At 57.2% G+C, this 19155-nt stretch carries 17 protein-coding genes; 3 read left to right on the forward strand and 14 right to left on the reverse strand.

Going from position 1 to position 19155, the window contains the following annotated elements; translation table 11 throughout:
* Positions 1-13 precede the first annotated feature (13 nt).
* Complete coding sequence (locus AB3U87_RS03260) at positions 14-1066, forward strand: helix-turn-helix domain-containing protein (RefSeq protein ID WP_394148376.1); 1053 nt, start codon at positions 14-16, stop codon at positions 1064-1066.
* Positions 1067-1137: 71 nt separating this feature from the next.
* On the forward strand, positions 1138-1803 hold the full coding sequence (locus AB3U87_RS03265; protein WP_394148377.1) for a BMC domain-containing protein: 666 nt from the start codon (positions 1138-1140) through the stop codon (positions 1801-1803).
* A 346-nt stretch (positions 1804-2149) separates the two neighbouring features.
* On the opposite strand, the gene AB3U87_RS03270 is transcribed toward AB3U87_RS03265, so the two are convergent.
* The 14 genes from AB3U87_RS03270 to AB3U87_RS03335 all read right to left on the reverse strand — a co-directional run bounded on the left by AB3U87_RS03270 (position 2150) and on the right by AB3U87_RS03335 (position 15383).
* Positions 2150-3058 carry a glycyl-radical enzyme activating protein gene (locus tag AB3U87_RS03270; RefSeq protein WP_394148379.1) on the reverse strand — a complete coding sequence of 303 codons (909 nt, stop codon included), beginning with the start codon at positions 3056-3058 and terminating at the stop codon, positions 2150-2152.
* Positions 3059-3094: 36 nt separating this feature from the next.
* Positions 3095-5617 carry a glycyl radical diol dehydratase GrpM gene (gene grpM, locus AB3U87_RS03275; RefSeq protein ID WP_394148380.1) on the reverse strand — a complete coding sequence of 841 codons (2523 nt, stop codon included), beginning with the start codon at positions 5615-5617 and terminating at the stop codon, positions 3095-3097.
* Positions 5618-5660: 43 nt separating this feature from the next.
* Complete coding sequence (locus tag AB3U87_RS03280) at positions 5661-5957, reverse strand: hypothetical protein (protein ID WP_253458133.1); 297 nt, start codon at positions 5955-5957, stop codon at positions 5661-5663.
* Positions 5957-7450, reverse strand: coding sequence for an aldehyde dehydrogenase family protein (locus AB3U87_RS03285; RefSeq protein ID WP_369896279.1), 1494 nt, complete (start codon positions 7448-7450; stop codon positions 5957-5959). The genes AB3U87_RS03280 and AB3U87_RS03285 overlap by 1 nt, the downstream gene beginning before the upstream one ends.
* A gap of 22 nt (positions 7451-7472) precedes the next feature.
* Positions 7473-8228 (reverse strand): propanediol utilization microcompartment protein PduB, encoded by a 756-nt coding sequence (pduB, locus tag AB3U87_RS03290; protein ID WP_394148381.1) that lies wholly within the window; start codon positions 8226-8228, stop codon positions 7473-7475.
* A 17-nt stretch (positions 8229-8245) separates the two neighbouring features.
* Positions 8246-8527 (reverse strand): propanediol utilization system shell hexameric protein GrpH, encoded by a 282-nt coding sequence (gene grpH / locus AB3U87_RS03295; RefSeq protein ID WP_253458125.1) that lies wholly within the window; start codon positions 8525-8527, stop codon positions 8246-8248.
* Between the two features lie 114 nt (positions 8528-8641).
* The gene (gene tdcD, locus AB3U87_RS03300) at positions 8642-9841 is read right to left on the reverse strand and encodes a propionate kinase (RefSeq protein WP_394148383.1); all 1200 of its coding nucleotides are present in this window, start codon (positions 9839-9841) and stop codon (positions 8642-8644) included.
* A 20-nt stretch (positions 9842-9861) separates the two neighbouring features.
* On the reverse strand, positions 9862-10353 hold the full coding sequence (locus AB3U87_RS03305; protein ID WP_394148385.1) for a GlcG/HbpS family heme-binding protein: 492 nt from the start codon (positions 10351-10353) through the stop codon (positions 9862-9864).
* A 17-nt stretch (positions 10354-10370) separates the two neighbouring features.
* Positions 10371-10637, reverse strand: a complete 267-nt coding sequence (locus AB3U87_RS03310) for a EutN/CcmL family microcompartment protein (protein ID WP_301729986.1) — start codon at positions 10635-10637, stop codon at positions 10371-10373.
* A 2-nt stretch (positions 10638-10639) separates the two neighbouring features.
* Positions 10640-11314, reverse strand: a complete 675-nt coding sequence (locus AB3U87_RS03315; protein ID WP_394148387.1) for a hypothetical protein — start codon at positions 11312-11314, stop codon at positions 10640-10642.
* Positions 11311-11979 carry a phosphate propanoyltransferase gene (gene pduL / locus AB3U87_RS03320; RefSeq protein WP_394148389.1) on the reverse strand — a complete coding sequence of 223 codons (669 nt, stop codon included), beginning with the start codon at positions 11977-11979 and terminating at the stop codon, positions 11311-11313. Before pduL ends, AB3U87_RS03315 begins: the two co-directional genes overlap by 4 nt.
* A 17-nt stretch (positions 11980-11996) precedes the next feature.
* Positions 11997-13082 (reverse strand): 1-propanol dehydrogenase PduQ, encoded by a 1086-nt coding sequence (locus AB3U87_RS03325; RefSeq protein ID WP_253458108.1) that lies wholly within the window; start codon positions 13080-13082, stop codon positions 11997-11999.
* Between the two features lie 211 nt (positions 13083-13293).
* Positions 13294-14316 carry a DUF1176 domain-containing protein gene (locus AB3U87_RS03330; protein WP_394148411.1) on the reverse strand — a complete coding sequence of 341 codons (1023 nt, stop codon included), beginning with the start codon at positions 14314-14316 and terminating at the stop codon, positions 13294-13296.
* A gap of 11 nt (positions 14317-14327) precedes the next feature.
* Positions 14328-15383, reverse strand: a complete 1056-nt coding sequence (locus tag AB3U87_RS03335) for a DUF1176 domain-containing protein (RefSeq protein ID WP_394148391.1) — start codon at positions 15381-15383, stop codon at positions 14328-14330.
* Between the two features lie 404 nt (positions 15384-15787).
* Between AB3U87_RS03335 and AB3U87_RS03340 the strand changes: the two genes are divergently transcribed.
* Positions 15788-19099 carry a DEAD/DEAH box helicase gene (locus tag AB3U87_RS03340; protein ID WP_394148393.1) on the forward strand — a complete coding sequence of 1104 codons (3312 nt, stop codon included), beginning with the start codon at positions 15788-15790 and terminating at the stop codon, positions 19097-19099.
* Positions 19100-19155: the final 56 nt, after the last annotated feature.

Raw genomic sequence — 19155 nt, forward strand, 5'->3', positions numbered from 1 at the left:
ACAGGAGCCGGTTATGTCCACCGTGGTGATAGTTGAAGATGAACCGATGGAAGCGGAAAGCCTGCGCCGCATTGTAGCGGCCAGTCAGCAAGGCGTGCTGATTTATGACGCTCCGACCGGTAGAAAAGCTATGCAGCTGATTGATGAACTGCCGCATATCGACCTGATTTTTGTCGACCTGACCATTCCCCGCCCCGACGGCAGGCAGGTTATTCAGTATCTACGCACCAAAAGCAGCGCTACCCGCGTTATCGTCACCAGCGCCAGCGACGACTTTGATCTTCTCCGCAGTATGCTGCCTTTGCAGATTGAAGATTATTTGCTGAAACCGATAAAAAAGCAGGCCATCATTGATAAGGTTAACGGTAGCCTGAGCGCTGATGCGCACGGAATGGCCCGTGGCGAAGCGCTGAAGCGGCGGCTTCAGACGCTTATCGCCCGGTGTGACTATCCACAATGGCATGACCTGCTGTTGGACGTACACAAACGCGCCTTTCTTGGGGACAACCAGGCAAGCCGCGAGCTGGTTCTGCTGCTGGAACTGATATGTCGGCAGGCGTCATTAAGGCCGCCGATGCGGGAAAAGATCGGCATGCTGGCGCTACAGGTCGGGCAGGACGGTGTGAGCAAGGCGCGCTACCGGCGTCTGGTTCTGCTGCTGTTGCAGGCAAGCCGGGAAATATTTGATGCAGCCCTGAAAACAAGCACGCAGTCCTTTGTCGCCCGAGCAAAATTTCATATTGAACGAGGCATAACGGAAAACGTTACGCTGGATGGTATTGCCGCCAAATCTTTTATCAGCGCCTGCTACCTGAGCCGAAAGTTTAAAAAAGAGACGGGCACAGGTTTTTCCGCTTACGTTAGCCATCGCAAAATGCAGTTTGCCTGCGCCCTGTTACAGTTCAGCGATCTGAATATTCATACCGTTGCACTGGAGCTTGGCTGGCAGGATGCCAACTATTTCTGCCGCATTTTTAAAAAGGAAACGGGCATGGCGCCGTCAGACTACTGTCGTCAGATGACGGCGACCGGAAACAATAAAGACCAGACAAAAAAGTCTCTGTAACGGGCAAAATAGTTTCCCTGGCTCCGTCAGGGAGGCCGGTAAAATAGCGGGATAACATTAAGGAGAACGCTATGCCCGGAAAAAGCCTTGGGCTGATTGAAACCGTGGGGCTGGCCGCCGCGGTGGAAGCCGCCGATGCGGCCCTGAAATCGGCCAACGTGACGCTGGCAGGCTGCGAGCAGACCAAAGGAAACGGCCTGATACTGGTGAGATTAACGGGAGAGGTGTCGGCGGTGAATGCTGCCGTCGAAGCAGGCGCGGTGGCAGCCAGCCGCATGGGCAAGCTTTACGCCCATCGGGTCATAGCCAGAGCGGCAGAGGGCATTGAGGCGATGACGCAAATTACCTGTAAATCGGTAGCTCCAACGCGGCTTGCTTTGCCTGCCGACACAGGCGCGAAGACTGCTTTGCATGACGACGTAACGGCGAAAGCTGTTGTGCCTGACGATATATCAAACGACGTAACGGCGAAAGCTGTTATGCCTGACGATACATCAATGCCGGTTTTACCTGGCAATGTAACGACGAAAGCTGTTGTGCCTGACGTCACCTTAACGCAGCCGGTTTCGCCTGGTGATGCACCAGTACAACCCAGATCCGAAGCAGAGACAGATCCGGTCAATAACGGAGCGGATATCAACGCCAACGAGCCGTCTTCCGATGCGATATCCCCTGTTCAGGATGCTGTAACTAAAGGTAATAAGTCGGCACGTCGTTCCGGTCAACGCAAAAAATAGGCGGTGGTGGCGCCGCGCTTTTCCTTATCACCAGCCAACCGTGCGTCTTTCCTTTACCGCAGCCGATCTCGTATCTTTACCACCAGCCAAACCGTATACCTTTCCTTTACCGCGGTCGCTCCCGTGTCTTTATCACCAGCCAAACCGTATACCTTTCCTTTACCGCAGTCGATCCCGTCTCTTTATCACCAGCTTTCCTTTACCCTAATCGACCCTGTGTTTTACCCCCGGTCAACCGTGTCATCTCCTTTACCCCGATTGCCCCTCTGCTTTGATCACCAGGCGACCACGTGCCCTGGCCGTCGGCCAGCGCTGCCCGTTTGTTGCGATCGCTTAATCACCATCGCTAGCCGCCGGTATGGCAGGTAAACCCCAGCCCTTCCACCACCGCTTTCAGCGGCCCGATGTCGGCCTTAACGGCGCTTCCCCGCAGCGGATAGTCGCGGCCCAGCAGAGCATATTTGTTTTCGCCAAAATTATGGTAGGGCAGCAAATGGATCTCGGTGACATTCATCATCAGTCGGGCGAATTCCGCGATGCGCCGAACCTCTTCGGGGCTGTCGTTAACGCCGGGGATCACCGGCACACGCACCACCGTTTTGGTAATAAAAGAGATGCGCAGCAGATTTTCCAGAATACGTCGGTTATCCACGCCGGTATTTTCCCGATGCACCGTCGGATGAATAGCTTTGATATCGGTCAGCGCCAGATCGACCCACGGAAATACCTCATCAATCACCTCTTTACTGGTTAAACCGGTGGTTTCTATGGCGGTATGCCAGCCCTTCGCCTTGCAGGCTTTCAGCAATTCGCGAGCAAACTCAGGCTGCGCCAGCGGCTCGCCGCCCGAAAGCGTGATGCCGCCGCCGGATCGCCGGAACAAATTTTCCTCTTTCTGTAGCTCGCGCATTACCTGGCCGACCGTCATGCGCTTTCCTTTCATCTCCAGCGCGCCGGTCGGACAAACCTGCGTACAGTCGCCGCACTGCGTGCAGCGCGTGCGATCCACAAAGAAAGGATTGTCCGGCGACAGCGCCTGCGTGGGACACACGCTCAGGCACTTCCCGCAGCGGATGCAGTCACGGTTTTTAAAAAGCAGCTCTGGCCCGGGGCGCTGCGACTCTGGGTTGCAGCACCATTTACAGGCCAGCGGGCAGCCTTTAAAAAACGGGATAGTGCGAATGCCCGGCCCGTCATGCAGCGAATAGCGCTGAATATTAAACAGCACGCCTTCCGTTTCGTAGTCGACTTTCATCCTGTGTCCTGCTGGCTGGCAACCGCGCCGGCCGCATCAAAAGTGCTGTTCGGTACGGCTGATAATGTCGTCCTGAACCTCTTTGGCCAGCACCACAAACTGCGCGCTGTAGCCCGCCACGCGCACCACCAGATCCTGATGCTGCTGCGGATCTTTTTGCGCACGCAGCAGCGTGTCGCGATCCACCACGTTGAACTGCACGTGCATCCCTTTTTTATCAAAATAGTTGCGTACCAGGCTGCCGAAGTTGCGCAGCCCTTTCTCCCCCGCCAGCGCGGAAGGCAAAAACTTCTGATTGTAGAGGGTGCCGTTAGAGGCGATAAAGTGATCCAGCTTGGCTACCGAGCTGGCGGCGGCGGTCGGCCCTGAGCCGTCTTTGCCCTGCCGTGGCGACACGCCGTCTGCCAGCGGCGCTTTTGCCAGGCGACCGTCGGGCAGCGCGCCCACGTCCTTACCAAACAGCACGTTGGCCGAGACGGGATAGATGCCGGCCTGAAACTGGCCGCCGCGCGGATTGCGGTATTTTTCCACTTCGCGACAGTAGATCAGCGCGCAGCGCCGGGCCACCAGGTCTACCTCGTCAATGTCATTGCCGAAGCAGGGCGTATTTTCCAGAATGCGGCGGATCTCAGCGAAACGCTGGCTGCCTTGCGAAGCCGCCGTGGAGGAGAGCTGACGATAAACTTCTTCTTTGATCGCCGCCGCGTCCAGCGATCCGTCCCGATCGATAATTTGCTGTACCATGGCGCAGAGGTCGTTTTCGCTCAGCGATGCCTGAGGCGAGCTGTCGGCTGCGTGACCAAAATTGGTTTCCAGCGCGCTTTTCAGTTCAGCAAGCGTCAGCTTGCCCTCTTCAAACACCTGCTTCTGGATGGCGTAAACGGAGTCGCCGGTATCGGCCACGCCAAACGCCTGCGGGCCGGTAAAGTTATAGATAGCGCCGCCTTCCTGCAAGGATTTGCCCCGCCCGATACAGTCATCCACCAGCGCAGAGAGAAACGGCAGCGGGCAGCGTTCGCCGTGCGCAAGGTCGACGCTGTTGCAGGCCTCTACCAGCTGATGGACGAAATGCGTCATCTGCTGCTGAAAAGCCTGGTAAAAGTCGTCCATGCCGCGCCAGCTGGTCATCTCGCCGGTTATCGGCCCCAGCTGCTTGCCGCCTGCCCGTCCGTTGTTCAGCGTGATTTCCAGCACCTTAGCCACGTTAAAGAAGGCCGCGTCGTGCCAGCCTTCGGTACGGTGCGGCGCCTGCGGCTCCACGCAGCCGATAATGCAGTAATCTCTGGCATCCTGCAGCGAAACGCCGCGATTTTGCAGCGCCGGGATAATCACCTCGTCGTTATAAATGGCCGGAACGCCCAGCCCCAGACGCACCACCTCGCAGGCGCGGAATAAAAACTCGTCGGGCGTACCCTGCCAGACGCGAATGGAGAAAGAAGGCTGCGGCAGGCGAACGTGCGCGGTTGCCTCCATGCACATATAGCTCAGCGGATTCGTAGCGTCGCGCCCCTCTTCCGTCTGGCCGCCAACGCAAAGATTCTGGAACACGGCATAGCCGGCGAAAGCCTGCGCGGAGACTTCGTCGCGGGTTTTATTGATGTCGTTAAGCTTGATCCAGCAGCAGTCCACCAGCTCCTGAGCAAACTCCGGCGTAATGCTGCTGTCCGCCGCCAGATAAGGATACATATACTGATCGAAGCGGCCTGGCGAAATCGAGTGGCCGCTGGATTCAATCTGCAACATGCTCTGAATAAACCAGAAGGTCTGACAGGCCTGCCAGAAAGTGGTCGCGCCCTGCTCCGGCACCTGTCGGCAATTTTGCGCAATCTGCTCCAGCTCGCGTTTGCGCTGCGGATTGTTTTCCGCCTGCGCCAGCCGCGCCGCTTCCTGCGCATAGCGATGGGCAAAAGCGATAGCGGCCTGATAGCTGATAATCACCGCCTGATAAAACTGCTCTTTTTTCAGGTAGTCGGGGCGGCTGCGATCCAGCTTCGCCAGCGCCTCGTTTACCTCTGCGATAATGCCGCGAAAACCGATCTTCAACACCTTGCCGTAATCCACGCTGACGTGCCCCACGCCGCCATAAAAGTAGTTGCCGACGGTAAAGACGCCGCCCGCCATGCTCTCTTTGGTGGCGTCAGACATATAGGACGCGGCCAGCGAGCTGGTGGTTTTGCCCGGCCAGTATTTAAAGGCTTCGCTCAGCGCCTGGGCGGTTTCCTTTTCGATAATAAAGGGATCGGCCAGACGGTGCTCCATCGTTTCGAACTCTTTTTCCACCCATTCAAAGGAAAATTCCGGGCAGATTTCGGTAGAGCGCGGATGGATGGTGACTGCGCCGACAATCAGCTCATCCGCGCGGATGGTGATCGGCAGCTCGTGAAAGATTTTTTCAATAACTCTGGCGCGCCGCATGATGGCGGGCAGATGCTCATACTGCTGATAAGCCAGCGTCGCCAGCGTGGCGCGCTCCGATTCCACGTACGGCTTCACCTGCAGGAGCGTGTTTTTAAGCCTGAGGATACGATCGGTCGGACTGGAAAAGCCTTTTTCCAACATAGTGATAACTCCCGAAAAAGCGTTTTGTTTATGGCCCTGGGGCTTAAGCGCCGAGGTGCTGTTCAATCAGCCGCATCGCCTCCGCCACCGCCGCCACCTCGCCGAAGATCGCCAGCGAAGTGATATGCTGCGGGCAGCTGCCGAAAATCTCCGAAACCATGACGTCGGCGCCTTTACTGGCCAGGTCGGCACAGAAATAGAGATCGGGCACCGGCAGCATTAACAGCGCGACGGCGTCCACACGCAGCAGATCCAGCCGCGTTCTGAATTCCGACGGCATCCGGCGCCTGAGCATCGCCAGCGTTTCCGGCGTGGGGGCGTTGATAATGCGCGTTTTCATCAGCGGATATTCAGCGCCTCGACCATGACGCAGCGGCGCCTTCTGGCGAAGGTGCGCGCCGAGGTCAGCCCTTCGCCCGTTGGCCCGGCGATAGTAAAGGTGGTGTGGCCTTCGCCGCCGACGCCCAGCCCGGCGTAAGACGGCCCGTTTTTCACAAAGATGGTGGTTTGGATCTGCCGCGCCATGCGGGTCAGCTTCTCTACGTTGGTAGAGTGCATCACCGCCGTATGACGGTTGCCCTGCTCCACGCAAACGGCCAGCTCGATGGCTTCGTCAACGTTATCCACGCGCACCAGCGGCAGCACCGGCATCATTAATTCATGCACGACAAAAGGATGCGTCGCTTCGGTTTCAATCAGGATGACTCTGGTTTCCGCCGGCGCATCAATGCCCAGCTGTTGCAGGATATAGCGCGCGTCTTTGCCGACAAACGCCGTATTCGGGCCGCTGCCTTTGTCGTTCAGCACCAGCGTTTGCAGCTGCTGAATAAGCTTTTTGTCGCTCAGCAGGTAAGCGCCGCTTTTCTTCATGCAGTGGATCAGATAATCCGCCGCCTGGCTGACTACAATCACCTCTTTTTCCGCCGTGCACGGCAGGTTGTTGTCAAAGCTACAGCCGTTGATGATATCGCGGGCGGCCTGTTCGATATCGGCCGTTTCATCCACGACGGCAGGCGGATTGCCCGCGCCTGCGCCAACGGCTTTTTTACCGGAGGACATCACCGTTTTCACAATGGCCGGGCCGCCGGTCGCCACCAGCATAGCGATGCGCGGATCCTTAATCAGCGCGTTGGTATTTTCTACAGAGGGCTGCGCAACCGTCACTACCAGATTATCCGGCGCGCCCAGCGCGGCGAGTTTGTTATTGATAAGCGCCACCGTATACAGCGACACTTTGCGGGAGCGAGGATGCGGACTGAAGACCACCGCATTGCCGGCGGCCAGCATACTGATGCTGTTATTGATTAGCGTCTCGGTCGGATTGGTAGTCGGCGTGATAGCACCGATAACGCCATAGGCCGAATATTCCGTCAGTGTCAGGCCGCCATCGCCGCTTTGCGCGCAGGTCGGCAGGTCTTCCGGGCCGGGCGTTTTCAGCGCGGCAAGGCGGTTTTTAATCACCTTATCCGCCACGTTGCCCATGCCGGTTTCTTCAACCGCCATGCGGGAGAGCGTTTGCAGCACCTCCTCCTGTAAAAACGCCTCGCGGATGCCGTTGATAAAGGTCGTGCGATCCTGCATAGAGCAATGGCGATACTGCACCTGGGCCAGCACGGCCGCGCCGATCGCCTCGTCCATCGTGGCGAAAACGCCTGCTTCCTCCGTCTCCGTGACGGCGGATCTTTTCACGTCTTCCGGGTTTGCGCTGCTCTGCGCCAGCGCCCGGGCGACCATGGCCGCCAGCGCCGGATTTTCGGCATCGGCAGCGGGCGTGGTGCGGGTAAATTTGCTCAGGACGTTTTCCACCGCCTGAGCGATCTCGCTGTCATTCATGCTTCCCTTCCTTACCGCGCGATCAGATATAGGGTGTGGTAGTTGAGTGGATGGGCGCCGGATCGAGCGTGGCCAACAGCTGTAATCCCACTTCGCGCGCGGCCGTGACCGCCTGGCGCACCGCGCCGGAATCGCCAGCGAAAGTAAAGATCGCCTCGTTGCTGAAGCTGGTGCCTTTGGCCGGGCTGGCGTAGCCAACAGGTTCAATAACCGCCGCCTTGGCCGCCACGTCGGCGATAACGATGCCTATCGCCGCTGGCGAAGCGCAGGTCATACCGAACGCTTTGCCAACCGGCGCGCCGAAGGCTTTATTCAGCGCGTGGCTGGCGCGGGCGGTGTACTGAAATTCCAGATGCCCGGCCGGCGAGCCGTAAACATCGCCCATCGTCCGTTCGATTTCACCCAGCGTGACCTCCACCGCCCGACGCACATCCGGGACGTCTGCCGCGCCGAACAGGATCAGGCAGCCGTGTCCGCCGCCGCCTTCCGTATCGCGCGCCAGCTCAATGGCGACGATCTCGCTGTTGGTGGCCTTAACGGCTTCATCCGCAGCGAAAATATGCGGGCCTGCGCCGGTTCTGGCGCCGATAATGCCCAGCGAGCGGAACCGGCCGTCGATAGCCATCACCTCATGAAGCTGGCTATCGACATTGGCGATCACCAGGCCGATGGTATGGCCGAGCGCGGTACCGACAAACTCGGTCAGGCCGCAGCCGCTACGCTTCTCTGGCTGGCCGATAGCCCTGGAAATAATCTGTTCGACAAGATTGTCCTGCATGGCTTGTCCTCAGGCCGTTACTCCGTGGCCGTTTTTAATATTTTTTCTACTTCAACATGCGGGCGTGGGATCACGTGAACCGAGACCAGCTCGCCGACCTTGGCCGCTGCCACGGAACCGGCATCGGTTGCCGCTTTTACCGCGCCCACGTCGCCGCGTACCATCACCGTGACCAGCCCGGAACCGATTTTCTCGTAGCCGACCAGCGTCACATTGGCCGATTTCACCATGGTATCTGCCGCTTCAATGGCGGAAACCAGCCCCTTTGTTTCAACCATGCCCAGCGCTTCCTGCTGCATAATGACCTCGTTTGTTTGACTGATAAAAAGACGCGCCTCTGAGGCCACGCCCGATTGCGATGTTAAGGCGGACGCGAAAAAATATTTTGTCCGCCAGTAAGATTATTTTGCGCGTTATCGTTCGGGCGCGGCGGCAAGCCTGGCCGCATCCTGCGCAATCATTTTTTCTTCATTGGTGGGAATGACCATCACGGTCGGCGAATCGTCGGCGGAAATCGTGCCCGCGGCGCCGCCCGCTATCGCCTGATTCCTGTTACGATCCAGGCGGAAGCCGAAGATCTCCAGCCTGGCCAGAGTCAGCTCGCGCACCAGCGCCGAGTTTTCGCCAATGCCGCCGGTAAAGATCAGAGCGTCCAGCCGGTGCAGCGCGGCAAACTGGCCGCCCAGATGCCGCGCCAGCCGGTGCACCATAACGTCAATCGCCAGCGTCGCCCGCGCATCGCCTTTGGCGCGTGCTTCCTGCAAGGTGCGACAGTCGCTGGACAGCCCGGAAAGCCCCAGCAGGCCTGAACGGTTATTAGCCATCTCGCCCAGCGCCTCGATGGGCTGCCCGCTGCATGTCGCCAGGTAAGCCATCGCGCCAAAATCGACGTCGCCGCAGCGCGTGCCCATCACCAGCCCTTCCAGCGGCGTCATGCCCATTGTGGTATCCACGCTTTGCCCGTTGCGTACCGCGCAGAGCGAAGATCCGTTGCCCAGATGGGCAATCACCAGGCCGTGATCCTGCGGATCGAGATCCAGCAGCCTGACCGCTTCGGCGGCGACAAAGCGGTGCGACGTACCGTGAAAACCGTAGCGTCGGATTTTGTAGCGCTCGCGGTATTCCAGCGGTATGGCATAGGTAAAAGCTTCCGGCGGCAGCGTCTGATGAAAAGCCGTATCAAACACCGCCACCTGCGGCAGCGCGGGCAGCAAAGCCAGCGCGGTGTCGATGCCGATAAGGTTGGCGGGATTATGCAGGGGCGCCAGATCCGCCAGCTGGCGGATCTGGTCGATCACCGCGGGCGTGAGCAGCACCGAGCGTTGAAACTCGCTGCCGCCGTGCGCAACGCGATGCCCGATGGCGCACAGCGAGGAGAGCAGCGCTTTCTCTGCCAGCACGGCAAACAGCGTTTGCAGCGCGCAATGGTGCGTTGGCTGCGCCAGAAGCTGGGTGGTTTTTCCCGCCTCATCCTTAAAGGTGATAGCGGCGTTATCCAACCCCAGCCTTTCCGCCAGCCCGGAAAGCAGCGGCGTTTCGCCCTCCAGCGGCAGCACAGAAAATTTCAACGAAGAAGAGCCGCAGTTGATAACCAAAACTGTTGTTGTAGACATAATGACCTCTGAAATCCGTTTTAGGGTCGGGAAGGCGTGAGTAAAAAGTGCGCCTGACTGAAGCGGGCAAGCGACTCGCGGGCGATGGCGATATCCTGCGCGACGCTGCCGCCGCTGATGCCTATTCCGCCCAGCAGCCGCGTCTGCGACCAGCAGGGTAAACCGCCGCCAAGACAGCAGATCCCCTGCTGCGGTAAGCCCTCCAGGCTCGCGCCCGGCCGTACCTGCTGCGCCAGCTCGTGCGTCGCCATCCTCAGCGCCACGGCGGTCCAGGCCTTTTCCGTCGCCAGGCGGTGGCTGACCAGCAGCGCATCATCCATGCTGAAAAACCAGCGCTGCTGTCCGGCCGTATCTACCAGGCTGAACACGATTGGCACTTCATATTCCTGCGCAACCTCATAAGCAATCGCCGCCAGCGCCGCTGCCGCAGAGAGGCTCAGCGAGTGATGCCGCGACGGATGCGAATTAATGGCCTGCTGGATCAGGCTGTCCAGACTCTCCTTTACCGACATAAGTGCGCTTCCTTTTGCTATCCGTTGAGATCCAGCGCATCGACAATGCCCACCACTGCCGCATCGATCACCGAATGCTCGCCGTTGCTCATGCGTGCCGAGCTTCCCGAGCTGACGATAACCGTTTCCCCGTTGCCGGCGCCCACGCAGTCAACCGCGACCTGGGCGCTGCCCGTGGGCTGATGATGCTCGTTCAGGCGAGCCACGATCAGCAGCTTGGCGCCGTTCAGCGAAGGATGCTTGCTGGTCGATACCAGCGCGCCCGTGACTTTAGCCAGATACATAGTCAGTCCTTGTATAAAATGATGTGCCGCCGCCGTATCTCGTCCTGAGCGGCTGGCGTGATCAGCGCGTTTCGGCCTGGCCGCAGCGTCGTGCCTGCGGGCTGCTGACGGATATCTGCCAGCGAAATCAGTTGCTTACCCTTGCTCTGTGTTGTTACACCGGGAAAAACGATCCCCCAGCTTTTCAGCGTGGCGATATAGCGATGCAGCTGCTCCCGCATCGCCTCCGGCAGCGCCGCGTGGGTAAACTCGTCGCCCAGCGTGACGATGATTTTCCGGCTGTGGCACAGCGCATGAAAAGCCCAGGCGCTGGCAACGTTGTCGCTAAGGCATAACGCGATTTTCGCCAGGCTGTTGCCTGAGATCGCCGGGAGAAATAGCTCGCCGTACTCTTCTTCCGCCTGCGGCATTTGCGTGTCGTAAAGCAGTTCAGGCGCGAACCCTTCCCGCCAGCATTGAAATGCTCCGTAAACGGCAGACAGGCTGGCGCTGTGGGAAAGCGTGACCCGCAGGCCGTATCCGGCCTGACTCAGCGCCTCCAGCGCAGCCAGCGTTTCCGGCAGGACGCGCGGATCCGTTCCCGTGATCACCACTCTGACCATGCCCTGCCTTTGCCGCACCAGCAGACGACTGATAATGCTATCGAGCTGGCGGGAAAGATCCGGCTGCACGATCACGCCACCTTCGGCCCGTAGCTTTTGATCTGCACCCGATCGCCATTACGCAGCCCAAGCGCGTTAGCCTCTTCCTGATCCAGGTGGATCTCCGCCAGCGCTTCTGCACTGACGCGCACCTTCACATGGCGCAATACGCCCGCACGCGGCCCCTGGGTTTCCACCGCTATTTCCGCGCCGTCCGTCAGGCCGTGCCGCGCCGCTTCCTCAGGCGAAATATGGAGATGCCGCCATGCGACGATAACGCCCTCCGGTATCGCCACTTCGCCATGCGGCCCTACCAGCGTGATGCCAGGGGATCCCTGCAGCTCGCCGGACATTCTTACCGGCGCGCCGATGCCAAGGACAAAGCCGTCCGCCACTGAAATCTCAACCTGCGTGACGTTACGCAGCGGCCCCAGCACCCGCACGCGCTGTAGCTCGCCTTTCGGCCCGCGCAGCGTGACGGTTTCCTGTGCGGCGAACTGACCGGGCTGCTTTAACGCTTTCATCCGGGTCAGCGACGAACCGTAGCCGAACAGCATGTCCATCTCTTTACGGCTCAGGTGCACGTGCCGGTTGGAGACGCCGACGGCAATAGTCAGCGGCTGGCTTTTTCGTCCTGCCGCCAGCTCCTGTAAAATCTGCTGCGTGATGCTTCTGGCCTGCCGTTGCGTATCCGTCTTCATCCTTTCTTCCTTGCTGTTTACTCGCCCGCCAGGCGCGACAGCAGGCGATCGATATCCTGCTCGCTGGCACGGCGTGGATTGGTTGCTGTACAGCCATCGGCCAGCGCCGCCTGGATCAGTTCACCGCGTAAGGTGGCAAACCGGGCCAGATCCGCGCCCATCTCTTTTAACGTTGCCGGGATGGCAAACTGCTGGTTAAGCGTGCGAACGGCCTGCGCCAGGCTGTCGGCATCCATCAACCGCGCGCACTGCTGGTAGCGAGCCTGCGCACCTTGCATTTCGCTATTAAATTCAATCACTAATGGCAGCAGCATGGCGTTGATCCTGCCATGCGCAAGATGCAGCCTGCCGCCGACGGCATGGGCCATGCCGTGAACCAGCCCCAGCCCCGCCGAGTTGAACGCCATGCCCGCCATGCAGGAAGCGTGATGCATATGCGCCCGCGCGCTGAGGTCGTGCGGTTCACGGTAAGCCTGGGGTAAATAGCGGGCGGTCAGCGCAATGGCTTTTTCCGCCAGCGCATCGCTGAAGTCGTTTGCTTCTGTGGAGACCAGCGCTTCAACCGCGTGGGTCAGCACGTCCATACCGGTATCCGCCGTGACGCTCGCGGGGACGCTGACCACCAGCCGGGCGTCAAGAAGGGTGATATCCGGCAGCAGCGCGTCAGCGACCAACGGATATTTGCTGCCGCTGTATGGGTCGGAAAAAACGGCGTAGGTTGTCGCCTCTGACCCGGAGCCGCTGGTCGTGGGAACGGCAATCAGCCTGATGTGATAAAGAGGATCGTACTCTTCAAGGGTGGCCTTAATGCCTTTGGCCGCATCCAACGCGGAACCGCCGCCAAGCGCGATAATCGTATCCGGCCTGAAGACTTTACATTTTTCCGCGCCTGCCTGTAGCAGCGTGGTAGTGGGATCGGCTTTGACCTCGCTATAGATGATGATCGAAGCCTGGGGCATCAAGGCGATCAGCTGATTTACTTTGCCGGATGAGAGCATAAATTCGTCGGTGACGATGGCGACTTTTTTCAGCCCAAGCTGACTCAGCGCTGCCAGCGCATTTTCACCATGGTAAATATTCGGGACAGAGAAAATCTTCGCCACGCCCTTATCCTTAACAAAACGTCCGCCATTTAAGGGCGACAGATTAGCAACGACGGCGGCTGAGCGGCTCTGGATTAGTTTGTCCGGATACGGGAAATTTTTGCGGAGAAGCGGAAGGAATTAAAAATAATCTTTACCTTTCCGCCTGCAAAGAAAACCCGGCTTCAGGCCGGGTATGCACGATATTGACAGTTTTTTAGTGAGTTCGCTTTCAGGGCTTCACGTCCGTTACCAGCGTGGGCAGATCCCAGGTGCCGCCCGCATGAATATAACGACACATGCCGGTCATGGCGTCGCGGCTTTTGCGGAAAGCCTGGCCATCCCACACCCAGCTTTTCAGGCTCATGCAGTCTGCGATACCCCGGCCTTTCTGCACATCGGTAATCACGCCTTTTTCATAATCCGAGCCGGAAATGGTCACCAGCACCGGCTTACCTTTTAGTTGGTTATCGATAACCCAGTAGCCATACCCTTCGTTATAAGCCGCGCGCCAGCAGAGCGCCGAAAGCAAAGCGTGGCCGTCATCCAGTGGCGTAAGGGTCAGCCCGTCGTTTTCCGGAATAGCATTTTCTGCCGGTGAAACCAGGCTGTCGCACATGTCATCGTCATTTTGATTGACCGTTGCAAGCAGTCGGGTTTTCAGCGCGGCGATTTCTGGCGCGGTCAGCGAACGAGGTTCGCCGCTGCGGGTTTTTGCTGCGTGAATAACCGGCACGGGTACCGCCTGAGCTACGCTGCTTTCCGGCTTATCGCCCTTTTTGGTGAGCGCGCCAGGCGTGCCGATGCGGCCCTGCACGTCGTCAGCTTTCAGCAGCACGGCATAAGCGCCCTCGCCGGAAAGCAGAAAAGGCGTCGCGCCGCCTTTAAATTCCACTTTACCGCTGCCTTTGACGGCGTTGAGTAACGCTGCCGTCTGGCCAGCCGACAGCCGCCAGTTGTCGTCAGCCGCCACGAGATCGCCCGCGGATTTCCCGTCGATCCACAGCGTCAGCTTTTGTACCGGCGCGCTGTCTTCTGCGCTGTCGGCCAGCGTCACTTCGCCCGTCGGCACCGTTCCGGGGCCGGCGGTACGGGTAAGCAAGACGGAACCGGACGGATCGTCTTCTTTGGCATAGCCCGCAACGCGGCAGGTCAGCGTGTTGTCGCAGGCTACTTCCCAGTCTTTGTGTTCAAAGGTTACGCCGCTATGACTGGCCAGTGCCGACAGGGAGAGCGTCGCCAGCGCAAAAAACATCAGTTTACGATTCACTTTATTCCCTCACGTTTTATTTCTGATACCAGCCCAGGTATCTCTCTGTTGCCCAGGGTGCGGGGAAACCAGCAGCCATCGTTGATGGTTGCCAGGCTTTGACGAAACGCTGCGCCATCCCAGATCCATTCTTCCTTAGACGCGCAGCTGCCGGCGCTGCTTCCCATAAAGACATTGGTAATCACGCCATCGTGCCAGGTTTGCGCGTCAGTGGTCACGGCAACAGGCTTCGCTTTTAGCTGGCCGTCGGTGACCCAGTAACCGTATCCCTGGTTATAGGCCGCGCCCCAGCACTGGGTGGAAAGCAGCGTGTGCGTATCATCCAGCGGCGTGGCGGTAATATCGCCGCTGATAATATTGCCATTGACGTCCTTTTCCCCAACCGAGGTCAGATAATCGCACTGCTGCTCGCTGGTTAAGACGGCAAGCAGCTGCGGCCTGAGCGCTTCAGCCTCTTTTTTGGTTAATACAGAGGATTGAGCGGGGCTGACTTTTACCGCCTGGATCACCGGCATAGCCACGGCCTTAGCGACACCGCTTTCGGGCCTGTCGCCTTTTTTAACCCAGGCGCCTGGCGTACCGATACGGCCCTGCACGTCATCCACTTTCAGCAGCGCCGCATAGGCGCCGTCGCCGGAAAGCTGAAAGCTTTCGCGATCGCTTTTGAACCCGACCGTGCCGCTGCCTTTAACGGCATCGATCAGCGCCAGCGTTTGCGCTTCTGACAACCACCAGCGGTTAGCCTTCTGCGTCGCTTCGCCCGCAGGCTGGCCGTTCAGCCACAGCGTCAGTTTTTTTACCGGCGCCTCGTTTTCCCTGTCTTCCGGCAGGATAATTTCGCCAGCGGTAGCCGTATGCTCGCCAGGTGCCCGCGTCAGCAGCACGCCGCCCACATTCTCCTGTACGCTATGGCCGCCGATACGGCAGGTTAAAGTGTTATCGCAGGCCACTGACCACGCCTTATGATAAAAGGATACGCCGCTTTCCTGGGCGATAACCGGGGCGGCAAAGATAGTTAGTGCGGTAAAAACCAATTTATAAAGATGATTCAAGCTGTCGCTCCATGAGAGAAATTCCTGAAGGATTTTAATGGATAAACAAAGGCCAGTCTTATTTACCTTTCACTTCTTTCTTAATAGCCACTACGTAACACGCCGTTCTGCCCGAGCCGCAGCACGGCGGCATGATGTATTTGTCATTTAAGTACGGGCATGGCGAACGGGATATTGCTAACAGGCTACCGTTGCCACGCCTCCCATTCATGTCACGCCTTCCGGTTGACAGGCACGATGTCAGTTAATGCTTTCCCTTTATTGCTATTAAAATCAAAGACCCTGCCTCCTGTTTCTCTCGATCCGCCTGAATGGATCCTTTACACTGCTGATATATAAATTTTATTTGTCATTACGCGCATATATCGCTGATGGATTTATACACAGCGTCAGGGACAGTCAAAGTGGATAAGCAACAGGCATTACGTATTCTCAACAGCTGGCATCTTATTGAATTTTTCCAAACCTATAATGTTGAGGAAGAAGAAACCAGTATTCAGATCCCCGCATCAGAGCTGGAAAGGTACAGTGATACTTTATTACCGTGGCTGAACGACGCGCAGCGGGAAAGAGCAGGCATAAGAGATGCGGATGTCCGCTATGTTCTTCACCTGGGATTGTTCCCTAAAAAAGAGGCCGAGCTGTTAAGCGACAGGCTATTTGGCAAAGAGACTTCTCCACTCGCTGGCTACGAGCAGGAACAGCGGCTGGATACGGATGGTATGACCTGCTTTGCCAAACTGACCGTTGATAAAGAAGGTACGCCTGACTTTAAAAGCCTGTCGGTCAGTACTTTACCCTGGGCGCTCGGCCAGCTTTCGCAAGGATCTGCGGCTCAACTTTCCGTCGAAGCTTTCCGCAGCAGGAATACGTTGTTAACGGAGCAGCTGAACCGGCTCACTCTTTTATTGCCTGTGCATCCACAGTCCGGCAAACCTTATCTGACCGCTGGCGCACTGACAGAACTTTTGCAGATTTTATGTCACTGGGCGCAATACGCCCCCCCTTCGCCTTTTGCTTTGCAGCTTGACTGGTATCCCTTAAAAGCTTCTCGCTCCGCAGAAAAAGAGTTACCGCGGCTGCCCCAGCAAAAAGCCGAACAGAATCAAAATGTGCAAAACGAGCTGGCAGTCATCGCCGAGGCAGAAGAAGAGCAGGAAAATAGCGATGAAGTCCTGCCTATCCTCAACAGCTTTTTTCTGGAAGATATTGAACGGGCCATGCTGGCCGTGGCTCAGGATGAAGGCGGCAAAGCATTGCATCAATATCTTTCAGTTTGCCAGAATCGCCACAGCGATCTTTATTCCCCCAAAGGTCTGGAAACTATTGTTCGTCATCTGGCGCCGCAGCATACACCACATGGTCGCTGGCCTTCCGATCCCCGCTTCAGCCTGTCGCTGATGCAGCAGTTTTCCATCAATACCGTTCTTCAGGAGTTGGTCGAAGGCGGTTTACTCTCGGTAAATGGCCCTCCGGGAACCGGGAAAACCACCATGCTGCGTGACCTGGTGGCACATAATGTGGTGGAACGCGCCAAAGTCCTGGCTTCTTTAGAACAGGCAGCCGATGCCTTTAACGAAGAAGGATTTCTGATCAAAAGCCTTACCGGTTTCGAAATGGTGGTAGCTTCCTATAATAATGCCGCAGTAGAAAATATCTCTCGTGAATTGCCTCAGTGTAAATCCCTGGCAAAGGAGTTTTGCGAAGCAGACTATTTGCGTCCTGTCGCCAATCAGTTAAGCGCGCGGGATAACAAGAATGGTCACCTTCTTCCCCTTGCGGAAGAGGAACAGTGTTGGGGATTAATCGCAGCGGTCATGGGCAATAAAAAAAACCGGACTAAATTTGGTAACCGGTTCTTTTTTACTACACACTTTGAGAAAGAAAGTACCGAAGAAGCCCAGCGTCCGGATAAGTTTAATTTCCTCAATTACTGGCGCTGGTATAAGACTGCCTCACCGCTTTCCTTCTCACAGGCTAAAGAAAAATTTAACGCGGCGCTTGCAGAAGTGGTGCAGTCGCAACAGAAACTCCAACAGCTGGACGAATTGACTACCTGGCTGGCGAAATACAGCGATGGCAAAATAATTAATGCCCTGCAAATAAAACACAGCGAGGCGGCTTCACATCGGTACGAAGCCGAAAGCAAGCAGAAGCAGCTTCAGCAATATGCCGATCTTTTGGAAGAGAAGGTCAGCATCCTGCATGAGGAATACGAGGCGTTGCAGAAGCGCAAGCCCGGCTGGCTGCAGCGTTTATTCAGGCGGACGCACTACCAGGGCTTTCTTCAGCAACTGGACGAGAAAAATCGTGAACTGATTAACGAGCGCAAAAAGAGACTGGCTGCACGCGAAAAACTGGCCGCAGCAGGAAATCTTTTGTCGCAATGCATAAAGGATGAAAAAGCCGCGAAGCAAACCTGGACCGACGTCAAAACAGCCCTGCATGACGCCGCTCTGCATCATGCAAAACTTAAACAAGAACTTCCCGACGTCATTATCCCTGGACCGCAACATAGCATTCAGGATGCTGATACGCAGCGCTATGCTTTCTGGCAGAACGAAACCCTCAACCGCCAGCGTTCGCTGCTATTTATTGCGGCGATGGCGCTGCACCAGGCCTGGCTGGCAGAAGCCACCAGACGCAGCAAAACCTTCCGCCAGAACCTGTTTAAGATGGGCACCTTTTTAAACGCTCCCGGTTCAGAAGCCAATACACCAGGCATGTGGCAGCTTTTATTTATGATAGTGCCCGTTGTTTCAACCACCTTTGCTTCGCTGGGTCGTATGTTCAGTGGCGTAGCGGAAGCGCAGCTGGGTTGGCTAATGATAGATGAAGCTGGTCAGGCGCTGCCACAGGCGGCAGTCGGCGCATTATGGCGTGCAAGACGTGTACTGGTGGTGGGCGATCCCTTACAGATTGAGCCGGTATTTGTCACGCCGCCACGTCTGACAAAATATCTGACAGAGGCGGCGTTAGCCAATGATGCCGAAGAGTGGACACCAGCCAAATGGTCGGTACAGCAGATTGCCGATCGCGCTAATCCGTATGGCTGCACGTTGACGGTGATGAACAAACCAGTATGGGTGGGCATTCCTTTATGGGTACATCGTCGCTGCATCGAACCTATGTTTAGCATAGCGAACCGAATAGCCTATGATAACCGCATGATCCACGGGCTGGACGATCGGGCCATTGTCAGCCAGCCGCTACAAAATGGCCTGAGCAACTGCTGGTACTCGTCGGAAGGCGAGTGTACTCGTAAGCAATATAAATCCGAACTGGCTCGCGATACGGAAGCCCTGCTCCTCAGGCTTTCTACCGCTGGTTATCCGCTCGCCAATATCTATGTTATTACGCCATTTAAAGCGGTACGGGTTGGACTTGTCACTGCTCTGCAACAACAGGGTGTGGTGGACAAACTGGTCAGGGAAACAGGATTGTCGCGAACCGAACTAAAAGCGTGGCGCGGGAAAAACGTGGGTACCGTACATACCTTTCAGGGCAAGGAGAATGACATTGTCATTTTGGTGCTGGGCTGCGATGTAGCTCATCAGGGCGGCGCAGAGTGGGCAGCCAGCAAACCCAACCTACTGAACGTGGCACTCACCAGAGCAAAGAACAATATTTTTGTGATTGGTGACAGAAACGTATGGGCCGATAAAACCGGATTTGATGTAGTGGCGCAGACGCTTCCTGAAAGATCGCTGATTTAATAGGTGTCAGTCAGCGCACTGTCTGTCGCGCGTTGCTGGCCGATCCGTGCAAAATG

This window comes from Erwinia plantamica, assembly GCF_043420595.1.
GTDB classification, from domain to species: Bacteria; Pseudomonadota; Gammaproteobacteria; order Enterobacterales; family Enterobacteriaceae; genus Erwinia; species Erwinia aeris.